The sequence below is a fragment of the Vibrio sp. SCSIO 43153 genome, from assembly GCF_023716625.1.
Classification (GTDB): domain Bacteria; phylum Pseudomonadota; class Gammaproteobacteria; order Enterobacterales; family Vibrionaceae; genus Vibrio; species Vibrio rotiferianus.
Genome location: NZ_CP071855.1, coordinates 2,859,380 through 2,875,835, shown reverse-complemented (window position 1 = coordinate 2,875,835; position 16,456 = coordinate 2,859,380). Strand labels below are relative to the sequence as shown.

General features: G+C 46.2%; 18 protein-coding genes and 7 tRNA genes. 5 read left to right on the top strand and 20 right to left on the bottom strand.

Annotated features, from left to right (window positions below):
• Positions 1 to 71 precede the first annotated feature (71 nt).
• The 10 genes from J4N37_RS13715 to mutY form a co-directional block, all read right to left on the bottom strand.
• Positions 72 to 147: transfer RNA gene (locus tag J4N37_RS13715), tRNA-Asn, on the bottom strand.
• A 42-nt stretch (positions 148 to 189) separates the two neighbouring features.
• Positions 190 to 265 (bottom strand) — tRNA-Phe (locus J4N37_RS13710).
• A gap of 7 nt (positions 266 to 272) precedes the next feature.
• Positions 273 to 348 (bottom strand) — tRNA-Thr (locus J4N37_RS13705).
• 70 nt (positions 349 to 418) lie between these two features.
• Positions 419 to 494: transfer RNA gene (locus J4N37_RS13700), tRNA-Asn, on the bottom strand.
• Between the two features lie 43 nt (positions 495 to 537).
• A tRNA-Phe gene (locus tag J4N37_RS13695) sits at positions 538 to 613 on the bottom strand.
• A gap of 7 nt (positions 614 to 620) precedes the next feature.
• Positions 621 to 696: transfer RNA gene (locus J4N37_RS13690), tRNA-Thr, on the bottom strand.
• 65 nt (positions 697 to 761) lie between these two features.
• Positions 762 to 837, bottom strand: a tRNA-Phe gene (locus J4N37_RS13685).
• A gap of 109 nt (positions 838 to 946) precedes the next feature.
• A complete protein-coding gene (gene mltC / locus J4N37_RS13680; RefSeq protein WP_038886310.1) occupies positions 947 to 2,077 on the bottom strand; it encodes a membrane-bound lytic murein transglycosylase MltC in 1,131 nt (376 codons plus the stop codon).
• Positions 2,078 to 2,163: 86 nt separating this feature from the next.
• On the bottom strand, positions 2,164 to 2,436 hold the full coding sequence (locus tag J4N37_RS13675; protein ID WP_005425792.1) for an oxidative damage protection protein: 273 nt from the start codon (positions 2,434 to 2,436) through the stop codon (positions 2,164 to 2,166).
• A gap of 19 nt (positions 2,437 to 2,455) precedes the next feature.
• Entirely contained in the window at positions 2,456 to 3,532 is a 1,077-nt protein-coding gene (gene mutY, locus J4N37_RS13670) for an A/G-specific adenine glycosylase (protein ID WP_088880359.1), read from the bottom strand.
• Between the two features lie 203 nt (positions 3,533 to 3,735).
• Here mutY and trmB point away from each other — a divergent pair, with 203 nt between their 5' ends.
• The 3 genes from trmB (at position 3,736) to glsB (ending at position 6,518) form a co-directional block, all read left to right on the top strand.
• A complete protein-coding gene (gene trmB, locus J4N37_RS13665; RefSeq protein WP_005449665.1) occupies positions 3,736 to 4,455 on the top strand; it encodes a tRNA (guanosine(46)-N7)-methyltransferase TrmB in 720 nt (239 codons plus the stop codon).
• An 11-nt stretch (positions 4,456 to 4,466) separates the two neighbouring features.
• Positions 4,467 to 5,495, top strand: coding sequence for a TRM11 family SAM-dependent methyltransferase (locus J4N37_RS13660; protein WP_010450354.1), 1,029 nt, complete (start codon positions 4,467 to 4,469; stop codon positions 5,493 to 5,495).
• A 102-nt stretch (positions 5,496 to 5,597) separates the two neighbouring features.
• On the top strand, positions 5,598 to 6,518 hold the full coding sequence (gene glsB, locus J4N37_RS13655) for a glutaminase B (protein ID WP_005425799.1): 921 nt from the start codon (positions 5,598 to 5,600) through the stop codon (positions 6,516 to 6,518).
• Positions 6,519 to 6,947: 429 nt separating this feature from the next.
• Here the strand turns inward: glsB and hemW are convergent, their stop codons facing one another.
• From hemW to J4N37_RS13620, 7 genes are all read right to left on the bottom strand, one after another.
• Entirely contained in the window at positions 6,948 to 8,120 is a 1,173-nt protein-coding gene (gene hemW, locus J4N37_RS13650) for a radical SAM family heme chaperone HemW (RefSeq protein WP_045480178.1), read from the bottom strand.
• Between the two features lie 18 nt (positions 8,121 to 8,138).
• On the bottom strand, positions 8,139 to 8,741 hold the full coding sequence (locus J4N37_RS13645; RefSeq protein WP_005436525.1) for an XTP/dITP diphosphatase: 603 nt from the start codon (positions 8,739 to 8,741) through the stop codon (positions 8,139 to 8,141).
• A gap of 105 nt (positions 8,742 to 8,846) precedes the next feature.
• The gene (locus J4N37_RS13640; RefSeq protein ID WP_005425804.1) at positions 8,847 to 9,278 is read right to left on the bottom strand and encodes a DUF4426 domain-containing protein; all 432 of its coding nucleotides are present in this window, start codon (positions 9,276 to 9,278) and stop codon (positions 8,847 to 8,849) included.
• Between the two features lie 59 nt (positions 9,279 to 9,337).
• The gene (gene yggU, locus J4N37_RS13635) at positions 9,338 to 9,628 is read right to left on the bottom strand and encodes a DUF167 family protein YggU (RefSeq protein ID WP_005425805.1); all 291 of its coding nucleotides are present in this window, start codon (positions 9,626 to 9,628) and stop codon (positions 9,338 to 9,340) included.
• Positions 9,628 to 10,185: a YggT family protein gene (locus J4N37_RS13630; RefSeq protein ID WP_182027296.1), complete on the bottom strand. Its 558-nt coding sequence runs from the start codon at positions 10,183 to 10,185 to the stop codon at positions 9,628 to 9,630. The genes yggU and J4N37_RS13630 overlap by 1 nt, the downstream gene beginning before the upstream one ends.
• A 53-nt stretch (positions 10,186 to 10,238) precedes the next feature.
• A complete protein-coding gene (proC, locus tag J4N37_RS13625; RefSeq protein WP_071235275.1) occupies positions 10,239 to 11,057 on the bottom strand; it encodes a pyrroline-5-carboxylate reductase in 819 nt (272 codons plus the stop codon).
• Positions 11,058 to 11,187: 130 nt separating this feature from the next.
• Positions 11,188 to 11,898 carry a YggS family pyridoxal phosphate-dependent enzyme gene (locus J4N37_RS13620; RefSeq protein ID WP_010450348.1) on the bottom strand — a complete coding sequence of 237 codons (711 nt, stop codon included), beginning with the start codon at positions 11,896 to 11,898 and terminating at the stop codon, positions 11,188 to 11,190.
• A 28-nt stretch (positions 11,899 to 11,926) separates the two neighbouring features.
• Here J4N37_RS13620 and J4N37_RS13615 point away from each other — a divergent pair, with 28 nt between their 5' ends.
• Complete coding sequence (locus J4N37_RS13615) at positions 11,927 to 12,967, top strand: type IV pilus twitching motility protein PilT (RefSeq protein WP_010450347.1); 1,041 nt, start codon at positions 11,927 to 11,929, stop codon at positions 12,965 to 12,967.
• A gap of 29 nt (positions 12,968 to 12,996) precedes the next feature.
• Entirely contained in the window at positions 12,997 to 14,103 is a 1,107-nt protein-coding gene (locus tag J4N37_RS13610) for a PilT/PilU family type 4a pilus ATPase (protein WP_010450346.1), read from the top strand.
• Between the two features lie 224 nt (positions 14,104 to 14,327).
• Here J4N37_RS13610 and ruvX read toward each other — a convergent pair whose 3' ends face one another.
• The 3 genes from ruvX to gshB all read right to left on the bottom strand — a co-directional run bounded on the left by ruvX (position 14,328) and on the right by gshB (position 16,443).
• The gene (gene ruvX, locus J4N37_RS13605) at positions 14,328 to 14,753 is read right to left on the bottom strand and encodes a Holliday junction resolvase RuvX (protein ID WP_010450345.1); all 426 of its coding nucleotides are present in this window, start codon (positions 14,751 to 14,753) and stop codon (positions 14,328 to 14,330) included.
• Positions 14,754 to 14,800: 47 nt separating this feature from the next.
• A complete protein-coding gene (locus J4N37_RS13600) occupies positions 14,801 to 15,364 on the bottom strand; it encodes a YqgE/AlgH family protein (protein ID WP_010450344.1) in 564 nt (187 codons plus the stop codon).
• Positions 15,365 to 15,492: 128 nt separating this feature from the next.
• Positions 15,493 to 16,443: a glutathione synthase gene (gene gshB, locus J4N37_RS13595; protein ID WP_045389733.1), complete on the bottom strand. Its 951-nt coding sequence runs from the start codon at positions 16,441 to 16,443 to the stop codon at positions 15,493 to 15,495.
• Positions 16,444 to 16,456: the final 13 nt, after the last annotated feature.

Below are 16,456 nucleotides of genomic sequence, written 5' to 3'. Positions count from 1 at the left end.
ATGAAAGTAGAGAGGGGGGAGAGTGTTGCAGATAAGAAAAAAGCCAAGTCCGAAGACTTGGCTTTCAAAGTTGGCTCCTCCTACTGGACTTGAACCAGTGACCTGCGGATTAACAGTCCGTCGCTCTACCAACTGAGCTAAGGAGGAACTATTCTGTTTGTGTCTTGCTTTAAGCAAGTGCACCAAATATGGTGCCTCGAGGCGGAATCGAACCACCGACACGAGGATTTTCAATCCTCTGCTCTACCGACTGAGCTATCGAGGCAAAAGAATGGTGCCGACTACCGGAATCGAACTGGTGACCTACTGATTACAAGTCAGTTGCTCTACCTACTGAGCTAAGTCGGCACACTTTATTCTTTTTAGAAGAGTTAACTCTTCATTTTTAAGAATCTCATTTACATGAAACTCTAGAAGTTGGCTCCTCCTACTGGACTTGAACCAGTGACCTGCGGATTAACAGTCCGTCGCTCTACCAACTGAGCTAAGGAGGAACTATTCTGTTTTGTGTCTTGCTTTAAGCAAGCGCACCAAATATGGTGCCTCGAGGCGGAATCGAACCACCGACACGAGGATTTTCAATCCTCTGCTCTACCGACTGAGCTATCGAGGCAAAAGAATGGTGCCGACTACCGGAATCGAACTGGTGACCTACTGATTACAAGTCAGTTGCTCTACCTACTGAGCTAAGTCGGCACACTATATTCTTTGTGCTTCGTTCGTGCAATAACATTTAGTTAAGACACCAACAAATCAAATTGTGGTGCCCGGAGGCGGAATCGAACCACCGACACGAGGATTTTCAATCCTCTGCTCTACCGACTGAGCTATCCGGGCAACGGAGCGCTATTAAACGGATTTTCCTGCTTTGCGTCAACCACTTTTTTTAAATAATTTCAAAAAAGTGGTTGTTCGAACGCTTTTTATTCAACTATCGCGCTAAAGTTTATCCAGCGTTAAATTCCTTTTTGAAATTTGTAACTTTTTCTAGGTAACGACGTGCTTCTGCGTTTGGATGTTTTTTTGTTAATGCCCAATAAACTTGATTTGGCTGTAAAGAATTTAAATCTTTCATTGCGCGTTTGCGATCAGTTCGATGGAAAGTGTTTAAAACACCACCAGTTCCGCCGTTGTAAGCAGAAATCATGCTGTACTCCAACGAGGTTGGGTGCTGTACATCTTTCAAATAACGGTTTTTAAGGATGTAAAAGTAAGCCGTTCCGGTATCAATGTTGTTCTCTGGGTTAAATAAATATTCTGGACTTGGCTGCCCAGAACGATTCTTCACCAGCTTGAATACGTCACGACCAGCTGTTTTTGGAACAACCTGCATCAAGCCATACGCATTTGCCCAACTTACCGCATACGGGTTAAAGCTACTTTCGGTTTTGATGATGGCGTAAATCAAATCTTCAGGGATGTCGTATTTCTTCGAGGCGCGACGCACGATATCAGCGTATTGGTAACTACGCTGTGAGAAGTGATCTTCCACCATTGGGATTTCGACGTAATACGCTTTCTTAAAGTCGACATCCTTGGTTTTGACTTGGTTTGCGATTAGGTAATCGGCAAAGCGATTTGCTCGCCATGACCACTGAATGGGCTTTTTGTCTTGGTCGACAACCTGTTTATAGAGAAAGGGCTGACCTTCCAATTTGATTTCTTTGGAAGAGAACAGGTCAACGTTAGCCGGATCATCTGGCGTTAAAAGCGTGGTGATAATGGCGTTCTTAAGGTGTTTTTGTGGCTCTGTTGGAGAAACCGTTTCTATGGTAATCACACCTTTTTGGAAGTCGACTTCAGCGCGGCTCAAGTAGTTATCGATGTATTTTACGTAATTGCTTTTACCTGCAAACTTCACTTCGCGTTGGCCCCAACGCTTTTTAATGTTGCCAGAGAAGCTGCTGATCAGTGCATCGAGTGCATCGGTGTCTTTTTCAAACTGTCCCGGCAGTTCTGCTAAGTTGTTGGCAAAACGGTTGGTTGGCTCGTAATTGACGTCGTAAATTTGCTCGACGAATTCGCGGCTACAACCTGCCATTAAGAGTGCGGTAGCAATAAAGGCAATTTTTTTCATAACTATTGAGATGGCTTTGTGGGCTCTAATATAAAAATGACACCACAAGGTTGGTTGTGATGTCATTGTTTTAAAACAAGTTTGCTTTATTCGCTTGGTGGCGTGTAGCCTTCGATGTGAACATCTTTACCTTCGAACAAGAAATTCACCATTTCAGTCTCAAGTTGTTTGCGATGTTCAGGATCCATCATGTTGAGCTTCTTCTCGTTGATCAACATAGTTTGTTTGTGCTGCCACTGAGCCCAAGCTTCTTTCGAGATATTATCGAAAATACGTTTACCTAGTTCACCTGGGTAAAGTTGAAAGTCTAGACCTTCGCCCTCTTTCTTTAGTCGAGCACAAAAAACAGTGCGGCTCATAATGACTCCTTGCAATTAATTAACGAAGCTCGTGGGGTAGCGCTTCCAGTAAGAGTTTTACTGGGGCTGCCAAACCGACTTCTTCAGGTTTAGATAAGTTATACCAAAGACCTTTGTTACCTTCCATCACCACATTAGGTTGCTTTGACAGGTCAATCAAAATCGGCGTGATATCAAGGTGGTAATGACTGAATGTGTGGCGGAATGTAATCAGCGTCTCTTGATGTTTAATGTCGCTAGCTTGAATACCACGCTGTTCAAGTAGTAAATCGATATCGCTCTCCACATCAATATGCTCAGTTTGCGGAAAGCAAAATAGCCCGCCCCAAATACCCGTCTGCGGTCTTTGTTCTAGCCACACTTCGTGACTATCGCCATTTTTGTGATGCAGCATAACGAAACGTGTTTGCTTGACCGGCTTGTCTTTTTTCGGCTTCTTACCCGGGTAATCAAGCACGTTACCTTGTTTCTTTGCTACACAAAGCTCGTTGACCGGACACAAGGTGCACTTAGGCTTACTGCGGGTACACATCATGGCACCCATATCCATCATGGCTTGGTTGTACTTGTCGACATCCGTTCGTGGTGTGTGCGTCTCTGCGATTTCCCACAATTGATTTTCGACTTTCTTTTGTCCCGGCCATCCATCTACGGCAAAGCAGCGTGAGAGTGTTCGCTTTACATTGCCATCTAATATCGCATGTGGCTGTTTATAGACAGACGAAAGAACCGCAGCGGCGGTGGAGCGACCAATCCCCGGTAGGGCATTCATCTGCTCTAGGTCTAGAGGAAACTCACCATTGTACTTATGGGCGACCTCTTTTGCGGCTTTATGAAGGTTACGAGCACGTGCGTAATAACCTAAGCCGGTCCAAAGGTGCAGCACTTCATCTTGCTCAGCATTGGCAAGATCGACCACGGTCGGGAAGCGCTCCAAAAAGCGTTGGTAATAAGGGATAACCGTAGTGACCTGAGTTTGCTGAAGCATGATTTCAGACAACCAGACACTGTAAGCGGTCTTGTTTTGTTGCCACGGAAGATCTTTTCTTCCATATGCGTCATACCATTCTAAGATGGCACTGGCGAAAGGTGTCACGACTTGCTCTGTATTCTATTATTGGTTAGGAGCAAAATTGCACCACAGATTGTGGTGTAAGTACAACAGATAAACTGTGGGGATATTGTGTCTGGTTTGTTTGCTTTTGGGCTGCCATAGTCTGATAGCTCAACAAATACTTGCACCTAAGTGAATTCTTTGGATAATCCCCGCTTTGATTAATCAATGTGCAGGCAAAATCAATGAGTGAAGTAACCACTAACGAATACAACGAAGACGGTAAAATGATCCGTAAAATCCGCAGTTTCGTGCGTCGCGAAGGTCGTCTAACTAAGGGCCAAGAGAATGCGATGAACGAGTGCTGGCCAACAATGGGTATCGACTACAAAGCAGAACTTCTTGATTGGAAAGAAGTATTTGGCAACGATAACCCAGTAGTGCTTGAGATCGGTTTTGGTATGGGTGCTTCATTGGTTGAAATGGCAAAGAACGCGCCAGAGAAAAACTTCATCGGTATCGAAGTGCATAGTCCAGGTGTTGGTGCTTGTCTTGCAGATGCTCGCGAAGCAGGTATCACGAACCTACGTGTAATGTGTCACGATGCGGTAGAAGTATTCGAACACATGATCCCAAATGGCAGCCTAGCAACGCTACAACTGTTCTTCCCAGACCCATGGCACAAAAAGCGTCACCACAAGCGTCGTATCGTACAGCTTGAGTTCGCTGAAATGGTTCGTCAGAAGCTTATCCTTAATGAAGGTATCTTCCACATGGCGACAGACTGGGAAAACTACGCTGAGCATATGATTGAAATCATGAACCAAGCGCCTGGTTTCGAAAATATCGCTGAAGAAGGTGATTTCATCCCTCGTCCAGAAGAGCGTCCACTGACTAAATTTGAAGCTCGCGGTCACCGTCTAGGTCACGGTGTGTGGGATATCAAATTCAAGCGTACTGCTTAAGGAGCCAGTAGATGTACCACTACGCGATATTAGCGAATCCGGGTCATAACCGTATTTACTTTGATAGCGCTATGACGATTGCATGTTCTGAGCTAAAAGCGATTTTGGCGTCGGAAGGTGTTGAAGTAACTGAAATTGGCAATAAAGACGTGGGTCTTCCAGCTGCACTTGTGTTCTCTTGCGAAACAGCACTAAGTGAAGCACAGGCAGGCAAGATTGCTGCGTCATCTATCTACTACGCGCTATTTGAAGTGCGTGAAGATGGCTTATTACGTCCAATTCAGGCGCCTGCATTCAATACTTTTCCTGAGAGCATGAGTCAGATCCTGCGTTACACAGGTAAAACAAACGAGCAGTTTACGCGTTTGATGGTGAACCTAGGTGTAAGTGCTGCCAACACGGGCAGTGCGCAATTGACGCTGATGGATCCTATGTGTGGTAAAGGTACAACACTGTTTGAAGGTTTGATCCACGGCTTGAATGTTGTGGGTGTTGAGATCAACCAGAAATGGGTTCAAGAGATCCAAACCTTCATCGTTAAGTTCATGAAGAACGGTCGCTTTAAGCACAAAGTGAGCAAAGAAAAGCGCACTTCTGGTGGTAAAAAAGTGGCAGATGGCTTCGTGGTTGAGGCTGCAGCGGACAAAGACGATTACAACAAAGGTAATCTTCAAACGATGAAGCTGTACTCAGCAGATACGCGTATTGCTGACCAAGTTGTGAAGAAGAACTCGGTAGATGTGATGGTGTCAGACTTGCCTTACGGCGTGCAACACGGCAGCAAAAATGCCAAAGACAGCAAACTGAACCGCAGCCCACTGGAGCTTCTGAAAGAGGCTCTGCCTGCATGGAAAGTGGTGTTGAAAAAACAAGGTTCTGTGGTGCTGTCTTTCAACGAATTCACTTTGAAGTGGAAAGACGTGGCGTCATTATTTGAAGAGCAAGGGTGGAAGGTGCTTTCAGAAGACCCTTACATCGGTTATCTTCACCGTGTTGATCAATCCATCAACCGCAACATCATTGTGGCAATAAAACCATAATCGACTTGAGTCGAATAAATTCCATGGAAAAGCCAACGTCCGCGTTGGCTTTTTTTACCTCTGAACTCAGCTATTTGGGTTCTTGTGACAAGAAGGTAGAAGATGAAACCTACAGCGCAAATTTTGACAGACATTCTGGCGGAAGTTCGCCCTTTAATTGGCCAAGGCAAAGTGGCCGACTACATTCCCGCATTGGCAAAAGTACCCAATACTAAGCTGGGTATAGCGGTATACACCAATGAAGGTGAAGTGATTAAAGCGGGCGATGCAGAAGAGTCATTTTCGATTCAGTCGATCTCAAAAGCGTTGAGCCTGACTCTGGCAATGTGCTTGTACAAGCAAGAAGAGATCTGGTGTCGTGTAGGTAAAGAACCTTCTGGTCAGGCGTTTAACTCGATGATCCAGTTAGAGATGGAGCAGGGCATTCCACGTAACCCGTTCATTAACGCTGGTGCTATTGTAGTTGCTGATTTGCTGCAAAGCCGTCTCTCTGCGCCGCGTCAGCGTCTATTGGAATTTGCTCGTCAGCTATCTGGTGATACTCATATCGTGTACGACAAAGTGGTTGCTGCGTCTGAAATGATGCATGGCGACCGCAACGCTGCGATTGCATACTTGATGCGTTCATTTGGTAACTTCGAGAACGAGGTCATCCCCGTTCTGCAAAACTACTTCCATGCGTGTGCATTGAAGATGAGCTGTGTCGATCTTGCGAAGACCTTTAGCTACTTAGCTAATAAAGGCACGTCGGTACAAACGGGTAAGCCTGTCGTATCACCAACGCAAACCAAGCAGTTGAATGCATTGCTAGCAACATGTGGTTTGTATGATGGTGCTGGTGAATTTGCTTACCGCGTTGGTATGCCGGGTAAGTCAGGTGTTGGTGGTGGCATCATCGCTGTCGTACCGGGTGAAATGACGATTGCGGTCTGGTCACCAGAGCTTGATGCATCTGGTAACTCACTCGCTGGTACTAAAGCACTTGAACTACTTGCAGAGCGTATTGGTCGTTCGATTTTCTAAGGAAAAGAGACGAGAAGCGAGAACGGATTGCGTCCTTTGGGAACGCTTCGGTTTAGGAAAAAGAGATCCCCAACTCGCTCGTGCCTCGCTCTTGAGGATGACCAAAATAAGTGATCTAAGCATCTTGTAGAGTTAATAGATTGCTTTGAAGGGGGGAGGGAACTTGTATTGCTTCGTTATAGAGTGACAGACAAAAGCATCGGATTCTATTAAGGTCATTCCCGAGAGCGACGAAGGAGCGTGGTCGGGAATCTCTTTCTATATGATGCGGCTATGAATAAAAGAAAGGGTTGGCGTTTGAGCGCCAACCCTTTGTTATTTGTAGCAGAGAAAAAGGCTATATTGGCTTGGTCGAATATATCCATAGCCGTTTCAGCGAATCTCTCGGAGCGAAGCGTTCTGTAGGACGCAGTCCGTTCCCGAATCTTCTTATTCCTCTTCCGCCATAAAGGCTTCGAGCAAATCATTGAGGAACAGCTTACCTTTCTCGGTAATTTGCCAGTGAGTCTCGGTTTCACTCAGGTAACCCATCTCAAGCGCCCAATCGATAGTCTCTTGAATTGAGCTCAACGGCAGACCTGTCGTATCGATGTAGTCTTGTTTCGGGCACGCTTCCATTAAGCGGAAACGGTTCATAAAGAACTCAAACGGGCGATCTTCATCAGCTACAAGCTGTTCACTATCCAAGTACGGCTTCACCATGTTTTGGTATGCCATCAGATAGCCACGCGGGTGTTTGACCTTAGTGGTACGAATGATGCGACCATCAGCAAAGCTCAGCTTACCGTGTGAGCCACAACCAATGCCAAGGTAGTCACCAAAGCGCCAGTAGTTCAGGTTGTGCTGGCACTGATAGCCCGGCTTGCTGTAACCAGAAATCTCGTATTGAACGTAGCCTGCCGCAGCAAGTTTCTCATGTCCTTGCTCGAAGATATCCCACAAGTCATCGTCATCTGGCAAAGTCGGTGGCTTGTAATAGAACATGGTGTTTGGTTCGATGGTCAACTGATACCAAGACAAGTGCGGTGGCGCCAACTCAATCGCTTTGTCCAAATCTGCTAAGGCTTGTTCGATGCTTTGATCTGGTAAGCCGTGCATGAGATCGAGGTTAAAGCTGTTCAAACCGATTTGGTGTGCCAGCTTAGCAGCATTGACGGCTTCGTCTTGGCCGTGAATGCGCCCCAAACGCTCAAGCTTCTGTTGCTCAAAGCTCTGCACGCCGATAGAGATGCGCGTTACACCAGCCTTGCGGTAGCCAACAAAACGCTCAGCTTCAATGGTGCCAGGGTTAGCTTCCATGGTGATTTCGATTTCAGGCTTGAACGGAATCCGCGCTTCAATGCCCTTAAGTAGACGCTCGATGCCTTCTGCCGAAATCAAACTCGGCGTACCACCACCAATGAAGATTGAATGCAGTGGACGTGGCGCTTCGTTAAGACGGTATTTCTCAATGTCGGTATCCAAATCTTCAAGAAGGGCATTGATGTACTCTTCTTCTGGGATCTCGGCTTTAAGTGCGTGAGAGTTAAAGTCGCAATATGGGCACTTTTGTACACACCACGGGATGTGTACATACAAGCTCAGTGCTGGGGGCGTTAACATGGTCTAATTCGCTCGTGATTACTGAGACACTTGCTCAGAAAGTTGAGCAAACAACGACTTGAGCGCTTTACCACGGTGAGACAGTTGCTTCTTACGTGCTGGCTCAAGTTCGGCAGACGCGCAGTTGTCTTCAGGTACGAAGAAGATTGGGTCGTAGCCAAAGCCATTTTCACCGTGTGCTTCAGTGAGAATGCGACCTTCCCATTTACCGTGACAAACGATAGGGGTTGGATCGTTCTCGTGACGCATCAAAACCAATACGCAGTGGAAACGAGCGGTGCGCTCTGCTTCTGGTACGCCTTCCATTGCTTTAAGCAGCTTCTCTAGGTTCTCTTGGTCAGAGGCTTTTTCACCTGCATAACGCGCAGAGTAAATGCCCGGAGCGCCTTTCAAGAAATCGACTTCTAAGCCAGAGTCGTCCGCAATCGCAGGAAGACCCGTTTCTTGTGCTGCATGGCGAGCTTTGATGATCGCGTTTTCGATGAAAGTCGTGCCAGTTTCTGCTACTTCAGATACGTTGAACTCACTTTGCGCCAATACTTCAAAACCGAAGTCAGACAGCAGATCTGCCATCTCACGAACTTTGCCTTGGTTGCCTGTTGCTAGCACTATCTTTTTCATGGTCGTCTCTTTCTGTAGCGATAAAGGGAGAACGCAGTGTTCTCCCTGATTAAATTGGTTCTAGGGTTATGATGGTCTAAAAGCTTTTAGAACATCACAACCCAATTACTCTTCGACATAAAATTTCTGGGTGAATTTAAGCTTACCTGAGCCTTTGTTTCCAGCTTTAACGTCAATATCGAAGGTAAAAGTTTCTTCGTTAGTAATACCGAGCTCTGCTAGGTAGTAAATCGCATCACCTTCTTTCACTTCGCGGAAAGTGAGCTTTTGTGTTTGACCGATAAGGTTCTTTGCCTGACCACTGATTTTAGCTTCAACGGCAGGTTTACCCAGAGAGGCACTATCGAGCACGCTGATATTCAGTACTGCATTGTAGCCATTGCGTTTTATGTCGTAGCTACGGGCGATCTTGGGGGTTAAAAAGGTCGAGTTAAACGCGATGTAGTGTACCTCGATGTCTTTCATGGTTTTGAACTGACCTGCCATGCTTGGTAAAGACAATAGGCTGATCAGTAGGGCGGTAATCCATTTGCTCATTATCACTTCCTCGAATCGGGCGTTTAATTATTGGTACGAATTTCGTAAATAAAAAGCCATCAAATGATGGCTTTAATTTCTGTCGGTATTTGTACTGGGGATTCTATCCGAATTTGTTTATGACGTCCCAGTTCACCTTTTTCTATGTGAACCAAACCTTTAGCAACTTTAAATTGTTTGGCTAAAAACTTGGTTAAGTGCGCATTCGCTTTACCATCGACAGGCGGCGCGGTGATGGCAATTTTGAGTTCTTCACCATGTAAGCCGACGATCTTGTCACGACTTGCTTTTGGTTGGATGTAGAGCCGAAGCACTACATCCTCGCCATCATGCCAAACTGCTTCTGACATTATAGTTGATACCAGATAGGACCAATCATGTCGCCCATTAGGAAGTTAGCGAATTGCAGGCCGATGAACAGTACTAGTACGCTTAAGTCGAAGCCACCCATTGCAGGGATGATGCGGCGGATTGGCGCTAGCATTGGTTCTGTTAATTGGTGGAACACGTACTCGATAGGGCTGCGACCTTGACTAACCCAGCTTAGGATTGCGCGGATTAGTAGTACCCAGAACAACAAGCCACCTGCGGCTTTAACCAGCGATAGTAAACCTAGGAATAGGAAATCAGCACTGAAAGAAACTGAACCACTTGAAGCAATTAGGATCAGTGCAACAAACTTAAGTACACACAGCACGTAAGCGAACAGTACCGTCGCTAAGTCGATGCTACCGATGGATGGGATCACGCGGCGCATCGGTCCTACAATCGGTTGGGTTGCTTTGACAATAAACTGCGAGAATGGGTTGTAGAAATCTGCACGTGCAGCCTGCAACCAAATACGCAAAATCACGACCATGATGTACAGGTCAAATAGGGTTGAGATTAGAAAACTCATTGAATTCATAAGGTACCCTTAACAAGTAAGTGAGTGACACAGAGTGGGTATCACTCAAGTCATTAAAACAGTTTTTCCATTTCTTCAGCGCGAGCAACTGCAGCTTGCATTGCTTTCGCCACAATATCAGACAGTTGGTGCTCGTTGAACGTACGTAGTGCTTCTGCTGTCGTGCCGCCTTTTGATGTCACGTTCTCACGCAGTGTAGAAAGCTCAGTTTCTGGGTTTTCTACCACCATACTTGCTGCACCAAGTGCGGATTGTTGAACTAACGTGCGAGCAGTGTCTTTATCGAAGCCTTGAGCAATCGCTTCTGCTTGCATCGCTTCCATAAACAGGAAGAAGTAAGCTGGTGCACTGCCTGCCGCTGCTATCACGTTGTTGATGCCAGACTCTTTTTCAACCCAACATACCTTACCGCAGGCTTGCATTAGCTCTGCCGCGAAGACTCTATCTTGTTCTTGCACATGTTCAGGAGCATAAAGCCCACTCATGCCTAGACCAAGTTGCGATGGCGTGTTTGGCATCACGCGAACCAAGTTCAGCTTAGCTGCTAGCATGTCATCCAAACGTGAACAGTTTATGCCTGCCGCGATGGAGATGACCAGTTTGTCACTGAAGTCGATAGATTGCAGTGGTTTACAAACGTCTTCCATCATTTGTGGTTTTACAGACAATACCACAACATCCGCTTCTGACGCGGCTGCGATGTTATCGCTGGTGGTGCGGATACCAAAGTCTTGCTCAAGAGGTTGGCGACGCGTGTCAGATGGTGCGGTCGCAACGATGTTCTGTGCAGGGTAGCCATTTGCTACAAGGCCAGAAACAATCGCTCGCACCATGTTTCCTGCGCCGATAAAGGCAATCTTTTTATGTTCCATATGTCTGATTTCCAAATATAAATTCTTACAATTTGTTGTACGCTCAGGTGTATAATTGCACCACATTGCTCTGACTGCCTAAAGAAAGGCGGTCAGACTCAAATTCGCAGTGTCTGACAACGAGTCGCTTTTATTGCTGTTTGCTGTAGTCGCGCGCGCCAAAGATCGCCGTGCCGATGCGCACCATGGTGCTACCTGCTTCGATTGCTGCATCCATGTCACCGCTCATCCCCATGGACAGTGTGTCGACATCTGGGTACTGCTGAGCTAGCTTTTGTTTTAGCTCTTCAAGTTGCTTAAATGCACGAAGTTGTGATTCGTAATCTGGCACGTTGGCAGGAATCGACATCAACCCTCTTAACGTGAGGTTTGGCAGGCGAGAAATCAACTCAGCTAGCTCGAATATTTCTGCATCGGCGACACCAGATTTTGATTCTTCACCACTGGTGTTAACTTGAATCAGAACTTGTAGCGGTTTTAGCTCACTAGGGCGCTGATCATTGAGACGTTGAGCGATCTTAGCGCGATCAATGGTGTGAACCCAATCGAAATGTTCAGCGACAGGGCGTGATTTATTGGATTGAATTGGACCAATGAAGTGCCATTCGATTCGATTATCTGGATAATGTTCGGCAAAGTGCTGAACTTTACTGACGCCCTCTTGGACGTAGTTTTCACCAAATGCTATTTGACCAGCTTGGTAAGCTTCGAGAATTGCCTCGACAGGTTTAGTTTTGCTTACTGCTAGAAGTTGCACTGACTCTGGAGAACGACCGCACTTTTGTTCGTCGTGTCGAATTTGAGAGGTGATATGTTCAATGTTTTGTTGAATACTACTCATAGCTGTACTTTAGACTTAAGGATTTTAAATGGATATCACTGAGTTACTGGATTTTAGTGTAAAACATAATGCTTCGGATCTACATCTTTCTGCAGGTGTACCACCAATGGTTCGTATTGATGGTGATGTGAGAAAACTGGGCATTCCAGCGTTTACACACCAAGAAGTGCATCGTTTGGTTTTTGAAATCATGAACGATGCGCAGCGCAGTGAGTTCGAAGAAAAACTCGAAGTCGACTTCTCATTTGAATTGCATAACGTTGGCCGTTTTCGTGTCAACGCCTTCAACCAATCTCGCGGTTGTGCGGCTGTGTTCCGTACCATCCCAAGTAGTATCCCAACACTGGAAGAGCTAGAAGCTCCAGAGATCTTCAGAAAGATCGCCAATGCCGAAAAAGGTTTGGTACTGGTTACCGGTCCTACGGGTTCTGGTAAATCGACTACCTTGGCTGCCATTGTTGACTACATTAACCGTAATCACAATAAGCATGTCCTAACAATTGAAGATCCGATTGAATTTGTTCACACCAACAATAAGTGTCTGATCAACCAACGTGAAGTACACCGTGATACACACAGCTTCCAAAACGCACTGCGCAGCGCATTGCGTGAAGACCCGGATGTAATTCTAGTTGGTGAGATGCGTGATAAAGAGACCATCAGTTTGGCGCTGACAGCCGCTGAAACGGGCCACCTTGTTTTCGGTACGCTGCACACTAGCTCAGCAGCGAAAACCATCGACCGTATTATTGACGTCTTCCCTGGTAGTGACAAAGACATGGTGCGTTCGATGCTGTCTGAATCATTGCGTTCGGTTATCGCGCAAAAACTATTAAAACGTAACGGCGGCGGTCGTATTGCTTGTCATGAAATCATGATGGCGACACCTGCTATCCGTAACCTTATTCGAGAAGATAAAGTCGCACAGATGTACTCAATCATTCAAACTGGTGCGGCGCACGGCATGCAAACCATGGAGCAAAACGCTCGCCAATTGATGGCGCAAGGTATGGTTACTCGTGAAGAAGTGGATAAGAAAATCGAAATTGAAGCGCAGCAATTCTCGTAATAGACATCTTGATAAAATGAAGACGGATAATGGACCTGAATAAATTTCTCGAAGGCATGCTGGCGTTAAAAGCGTCGGATCTCTATATCACTGTTGGTGCACCGATCTTGTTTCGTGTCGATGGCGAACTGCGCCCGCAAGGCGATAAGTTGACTGAAAATGACGTCGCCTTGTTGCTTGACAGCGCGATGGACCCAGAGCGACGTCAGGAGTTTCGCAAAAGCCGTGAGTCTAACTTTGCCATTGTCCGTGATTGTGGTCGCTTCCGTGTCAGTGCCTTTTTCCAACGTGAATTGCCGGGAGCAGTCATTCGTCGTATTGAAACCAATATTCCGACGTTTGAGCAACTCAAGTTACCTTTGGTGCTGCAAGATCTTGCCATTGCCAAGCGTGGTTTAGTGCTGGTGGTTGGTGCAACTGGTTCTGGTAAGTCAACGACTATGGCGGCGATGACGGGCTATCGAAACAACAACAAAACTGGCCATATCCTGACGGTAGAAGACCCGATTGAATTTGTGCACGAGCATAAGCGTTGTATCGTGACACAGCGTGAAGTGGGCCTAGACACCGACAGCTATGAGGTGGCGTTGAAAAACTCGTTACGTCAGGCTCCAGACATGATTTTGATTGGTGAGATCCGTAGCCGAGAAACGATGGAATACGCAATGACCTTTGCTGAGACAGGTCACTTGTGTATGGCGACACTGCACGCCAACAATGCAAACCAAGCGCTTGAGCGTATTTTGCACCTAGTGCCAAAAGATCAGAAAGATCAGTTCCTGTTTGATCTGTCGATGAACTTAAAAGGTGTTGTCGGTCAGCAGTTGATCCGCGATAAAAACGGTCAAGGACGTCATGGCGTGTTTGAAATCTTATTAAACAGCCCGCGTGTTTCTGATCTGATCCGTCGAGGTGATCTGCATGAGTTGAAATCAACCATGGCTCGCTCTAACGAATTTGGGATGTTGACCTTCGACCAATCGCTCTACAAATTGGTGATGCAAGGTAAGATCAGCGAAGAAGATGCATTGCACAGTGCGGATTCAGCCAACGATCTGCGTTTGATGTTGAAGACGCAACGTGGTGAAGCCTTCTCTACAGGCACGCTGGCGAACGTTAAGATCGATATGGATTAATACCAATCGTAGTAAATAACTGGTCATTCTAGCTTGTTAAAATACTCGATAACTGCGTTGCAATTTTTGATTGTAGAATAACTACTTATCGAAAAATTGCGCCTTGTTCTGAAGCATTTTCCCTACGCTATTTCTGATCACTTATTTACTGTGATTGGTATAATCTACTCCAGAAATAAAAAAGGTTGGCAGAAGCCAACCTTTTTTATTTACGCTTGAAATGTCTACTCACCCCAAAGGTTTTCAAACCAGCTCTCAAGAATCACCACCGCGGATTGGCAGTCGATATTGCCTTTCGATAGCGCTTTGTAGCCACCCATACTGAACAGCTCAGCGCGTGCTTCTGCCGTTGATAGGCGTTCATCATGCAATTCAACGGGCAAACCGTAACGACCTTGGAGACGATTGGCGAACTTCTTTGCTCGTGGTGTAATGGTTTCTAGATCTTTACCGTGTAAGTCTGTCGGCAAACCCACCACTAATAGGTCTGGTTGCCACTCTTTAATTTGCTTTTCGATGTCATCCCAGTTTGGAATGCCGTCATTCGCTTTGAATGCTTTTAGCGGTGAGGCTGTGCCTGTGACTTCTTGCCCGATGGCACTACCAATGCTCTTGGTACCGAAATCGAAGGCCATGATTGTACGTGACATAAGGAGTCTCGAATCTAAATAAATGAAAGTAGTGGTTGTTTACGCCTTTAAGCGTGGCCAGCATCCGCAGACAGTTGACTCGGATCGATGCCAAGCTTCTCGACTGCTTTTTTCCAGCGATCGATAATCGGTGTATCGAAAATGATCTCAGGCGTCGCTTCGATGGTCAGCCAAGAATTCTCAGCCAACTCGGTTTCTAACTGACCAGCGCTCCAGCCTGAGTATCCCAGTGCTACCAAATAGTCGCTAGGTTCGGCTTCTGTTCCCAGTACTGACAAGATGTCTTTAGAGGTAGTCACCGCCAGTTCATCGGTCATCTGAATGCTTGATTCGTAGTAGTCTTTTGGCTTGTGCAGGATAAAACCGCGATCTTCAGAAACAGGGCCGCCATTGTAAACTGGCCTATCCAAGCTTGCTTCAAACAGTCGAGGGTGCACAGGTTGCACTTCGACTTGATTAAGCATACTACCAACCGTGATATCGACAGGTGCGTTGATCATCAACCCCATAGCGCCTTCTTCGTTGTGTTCACAGACGTAGATAACGCTATTCTGGAAGTAGGGATCTTTCATTCCCGGCATGGCAACTAAGAAGTGGTTTGTGAGGTTCATTCTCATCTCGACCTTATAAGGCTATTAAAATACTTAAGCAAACACCATGTTTTCACCCGTGTAGGTATGTGCATGAGTTTGCTTAATTTAATCCGCAACACTCTTTATTAACTGTAATACAGTTTGAGTTATTCGCCTTTTACGCGGCGCTCAATTGCGTCCATTAGCTTGCCAGTGATTGAAATATCAAAAGCCGCTTCGATTTCACGAATACAAGTAGGGCTAGTTACGTTGATTTCCGTAAGCTTGTCGCCAATCACGTCAAGACCAACAAAGATAAGGCCTTTTTCTTTTAGGGTCGGTGCCACTGCTTGAGCGATCTTCATATCAGTTTCACTTAGTGGGCGAGCTTCACCCGTGCCGCCTGCCGCTAGGTTACCACGCGTTTCACCTTTTGCAGGGATACGAGCAAGGCAGTAAGGCATTGGTTCACCATCAACCACTAGGATACGTTTGTCACCATTGCTGATGTCTGGCACGAAGGTTTGTGCCATCGCGTAGTTTTGACCATGGTTCGTTAGCGTCTCAATGATCACAGATACGTTTGGATCGTTCTCTTTAACGCGGAAGATAGATGCGCCGCCCATACCATCAAGTGGTTTTAGGATCACATCACCGTGCTCTTCACGGAAGGCTTTAATCTTTTCTGCTTTACGCGTCACGATAGTGGTTGGCGTTAGCTCTGGGAACCAAGCTGTGAACAGTTTCTCGTTACAGTCGCGTAGGCTTTGTGGCTTGTTCACGATCAGTGCGCCTTGCTCTTCTGCACGTTCAAGGATGTAAGTTGCGTAGATGTATTCAGTGTCGAACGGAGGATCTTTACGCATCAGTACAGCATCAAGCTCGGACAGTTCGATAGTCTGCTCTGACTTGAATTCGTACCAGCCGTTTGGATCTTCTTTGAGCTCAACCACTTTGGTGTCTGCGATCGCTTTACCTTGGTCTAGGTGCAGATCGTTCATTTCCATGTAGTGGATTTCGTAGCCGCGGCGTTGCGCTTCAAGCATCATGGCAAAGCTAGAGTCTTTCTTGATGTTAATGGACGCGATAGGGTCCATTACAATACCGAGTTTGATCATTATTTTTCTCCGT

What these genes read in the sequence shown, in the direction of transcription:
- mltC (WP_038886310.1), bottom strand. Translation starts at nt 2,077, where the DNA reads ATGAAAAAAATTGCCTTTATTGCTACCGCACTCTTAATGGCAGGTTGT.
- J4N37_RS13675 (WP_005425792.1), bottom strand. Translation starts at nt 2,436, where the DNA reads ATGAGCCGCACTGTTTTTTGTGCTCGACTAAAGAAAGAGGGCGAAGGT.
- trmB (WP_005449665.1), top strand. Translation starts at nt 3,736, where the DNA reads ATGAGTGAAGTAACCACTAACGAATACAACGAAGACGGTAAAATGATC.
- J4N37_RS13660 (WP_010450354.1), top strand. Translation starts at nt 4,467, where the DNA reads ATGTACCACTACGCGATATTAGCGAATCCGGGTCATAACCGTATTTAC.
- glsB (WP_005425799.1), top strand. Translation starts at nt 5,598, where the DNA reads ATGAAACCTACAGCGCAAATTTTGACAGACATTCTGGCGGAAGTTCGC.
- hemW (WP_045480178.1), bottom strand. Translation starts at nt 8,120, where the DNA reads ATGTTAACGCCCCCAGCACTGAGCTTGTATGTACACATCCCGTGGTGT.
- J4N37_RS13645 (WP_005436525.1), bottom strand. Translation starts at nt 8,741, where the DNA reads ATGAAAAAGATAGTGCTAGCAACAGGCAACCAAGGCAAAGTTCGTGAG.
- J4N37_RS13640 (WP_005425804.1), bottom strand. Translation starts at nt 9,278, where the DNA reads ATGAGCAAATGGATTACCGCCCTACTGATCAGCCTATTGTCTTTACCA.
- yggU (WP_005425805.1), bottom strand. Translation starts at nt 9,628, where the DNA reads ATGTCAGAAGCAGTTTGGCATGATGGCGAGGATGTAGTGCTTCGGCTC.
- J4N37_RS13630 (WP_182027296.1), bottom strand. Translation starts at nt 10,185, where the DNA reads ATGAATTCAATGAGTTTTCTAATCTCAACCCTATTTGACCTGTACATC.
- proC (WP_071235275.1), bottom strand. Translation starts at nt 11,057, where the DNA reads ATGGAACATAAAAAGATTGCCTTTATCGGCGCAGGAAACATGGTGCGA.
- J4N37_RS13620 (WP_010450348.1), bottom strand. Translation starts at nt 11,898, where the DNA reads ATGAGTAGTATTCAACAAAACATTGAACATATCACCTCTCAAATTCGA.
- J4N37_RS13615 (WP_010450347.1), top strand. Translation starts at nt 11,927, where the DNA reads ATGGATATCACTGAGTTACTGGATTTTAGTGTAAAACATAATGCTTCG.
- J4N37_RS13610 (WP_010450346.1), top strand. Translation starts at nt 12,997, where the DNA reads ATGGACCTGAATAAATTTCTCGAAGGCATGCTGGCGTTAAAAGCGTCG.
- ruvX (WP_010450345.1), bottom strand. Translation starts at nt 14,753, where the DNA reads ATGTCACGTACAATCATGGCCTTCGATTTCGGTACCAAGAGCATTGGT.
- J4N37_RS13600 (WP_010450344.1), bottom strand. Translation starts at nt 15,364, where the DNA reads ATGAACCTCACAAACCACTTCTTAGTTGCCATGCCGGGAATGAAAGAT.
- gshB (WP_045389733.1), bottom strand. Translation starts at nt 16,443, where the DNA reads ATGATCAAACTCGGTATTGTAATGGACCCTATCGCGTCCATTAACATC.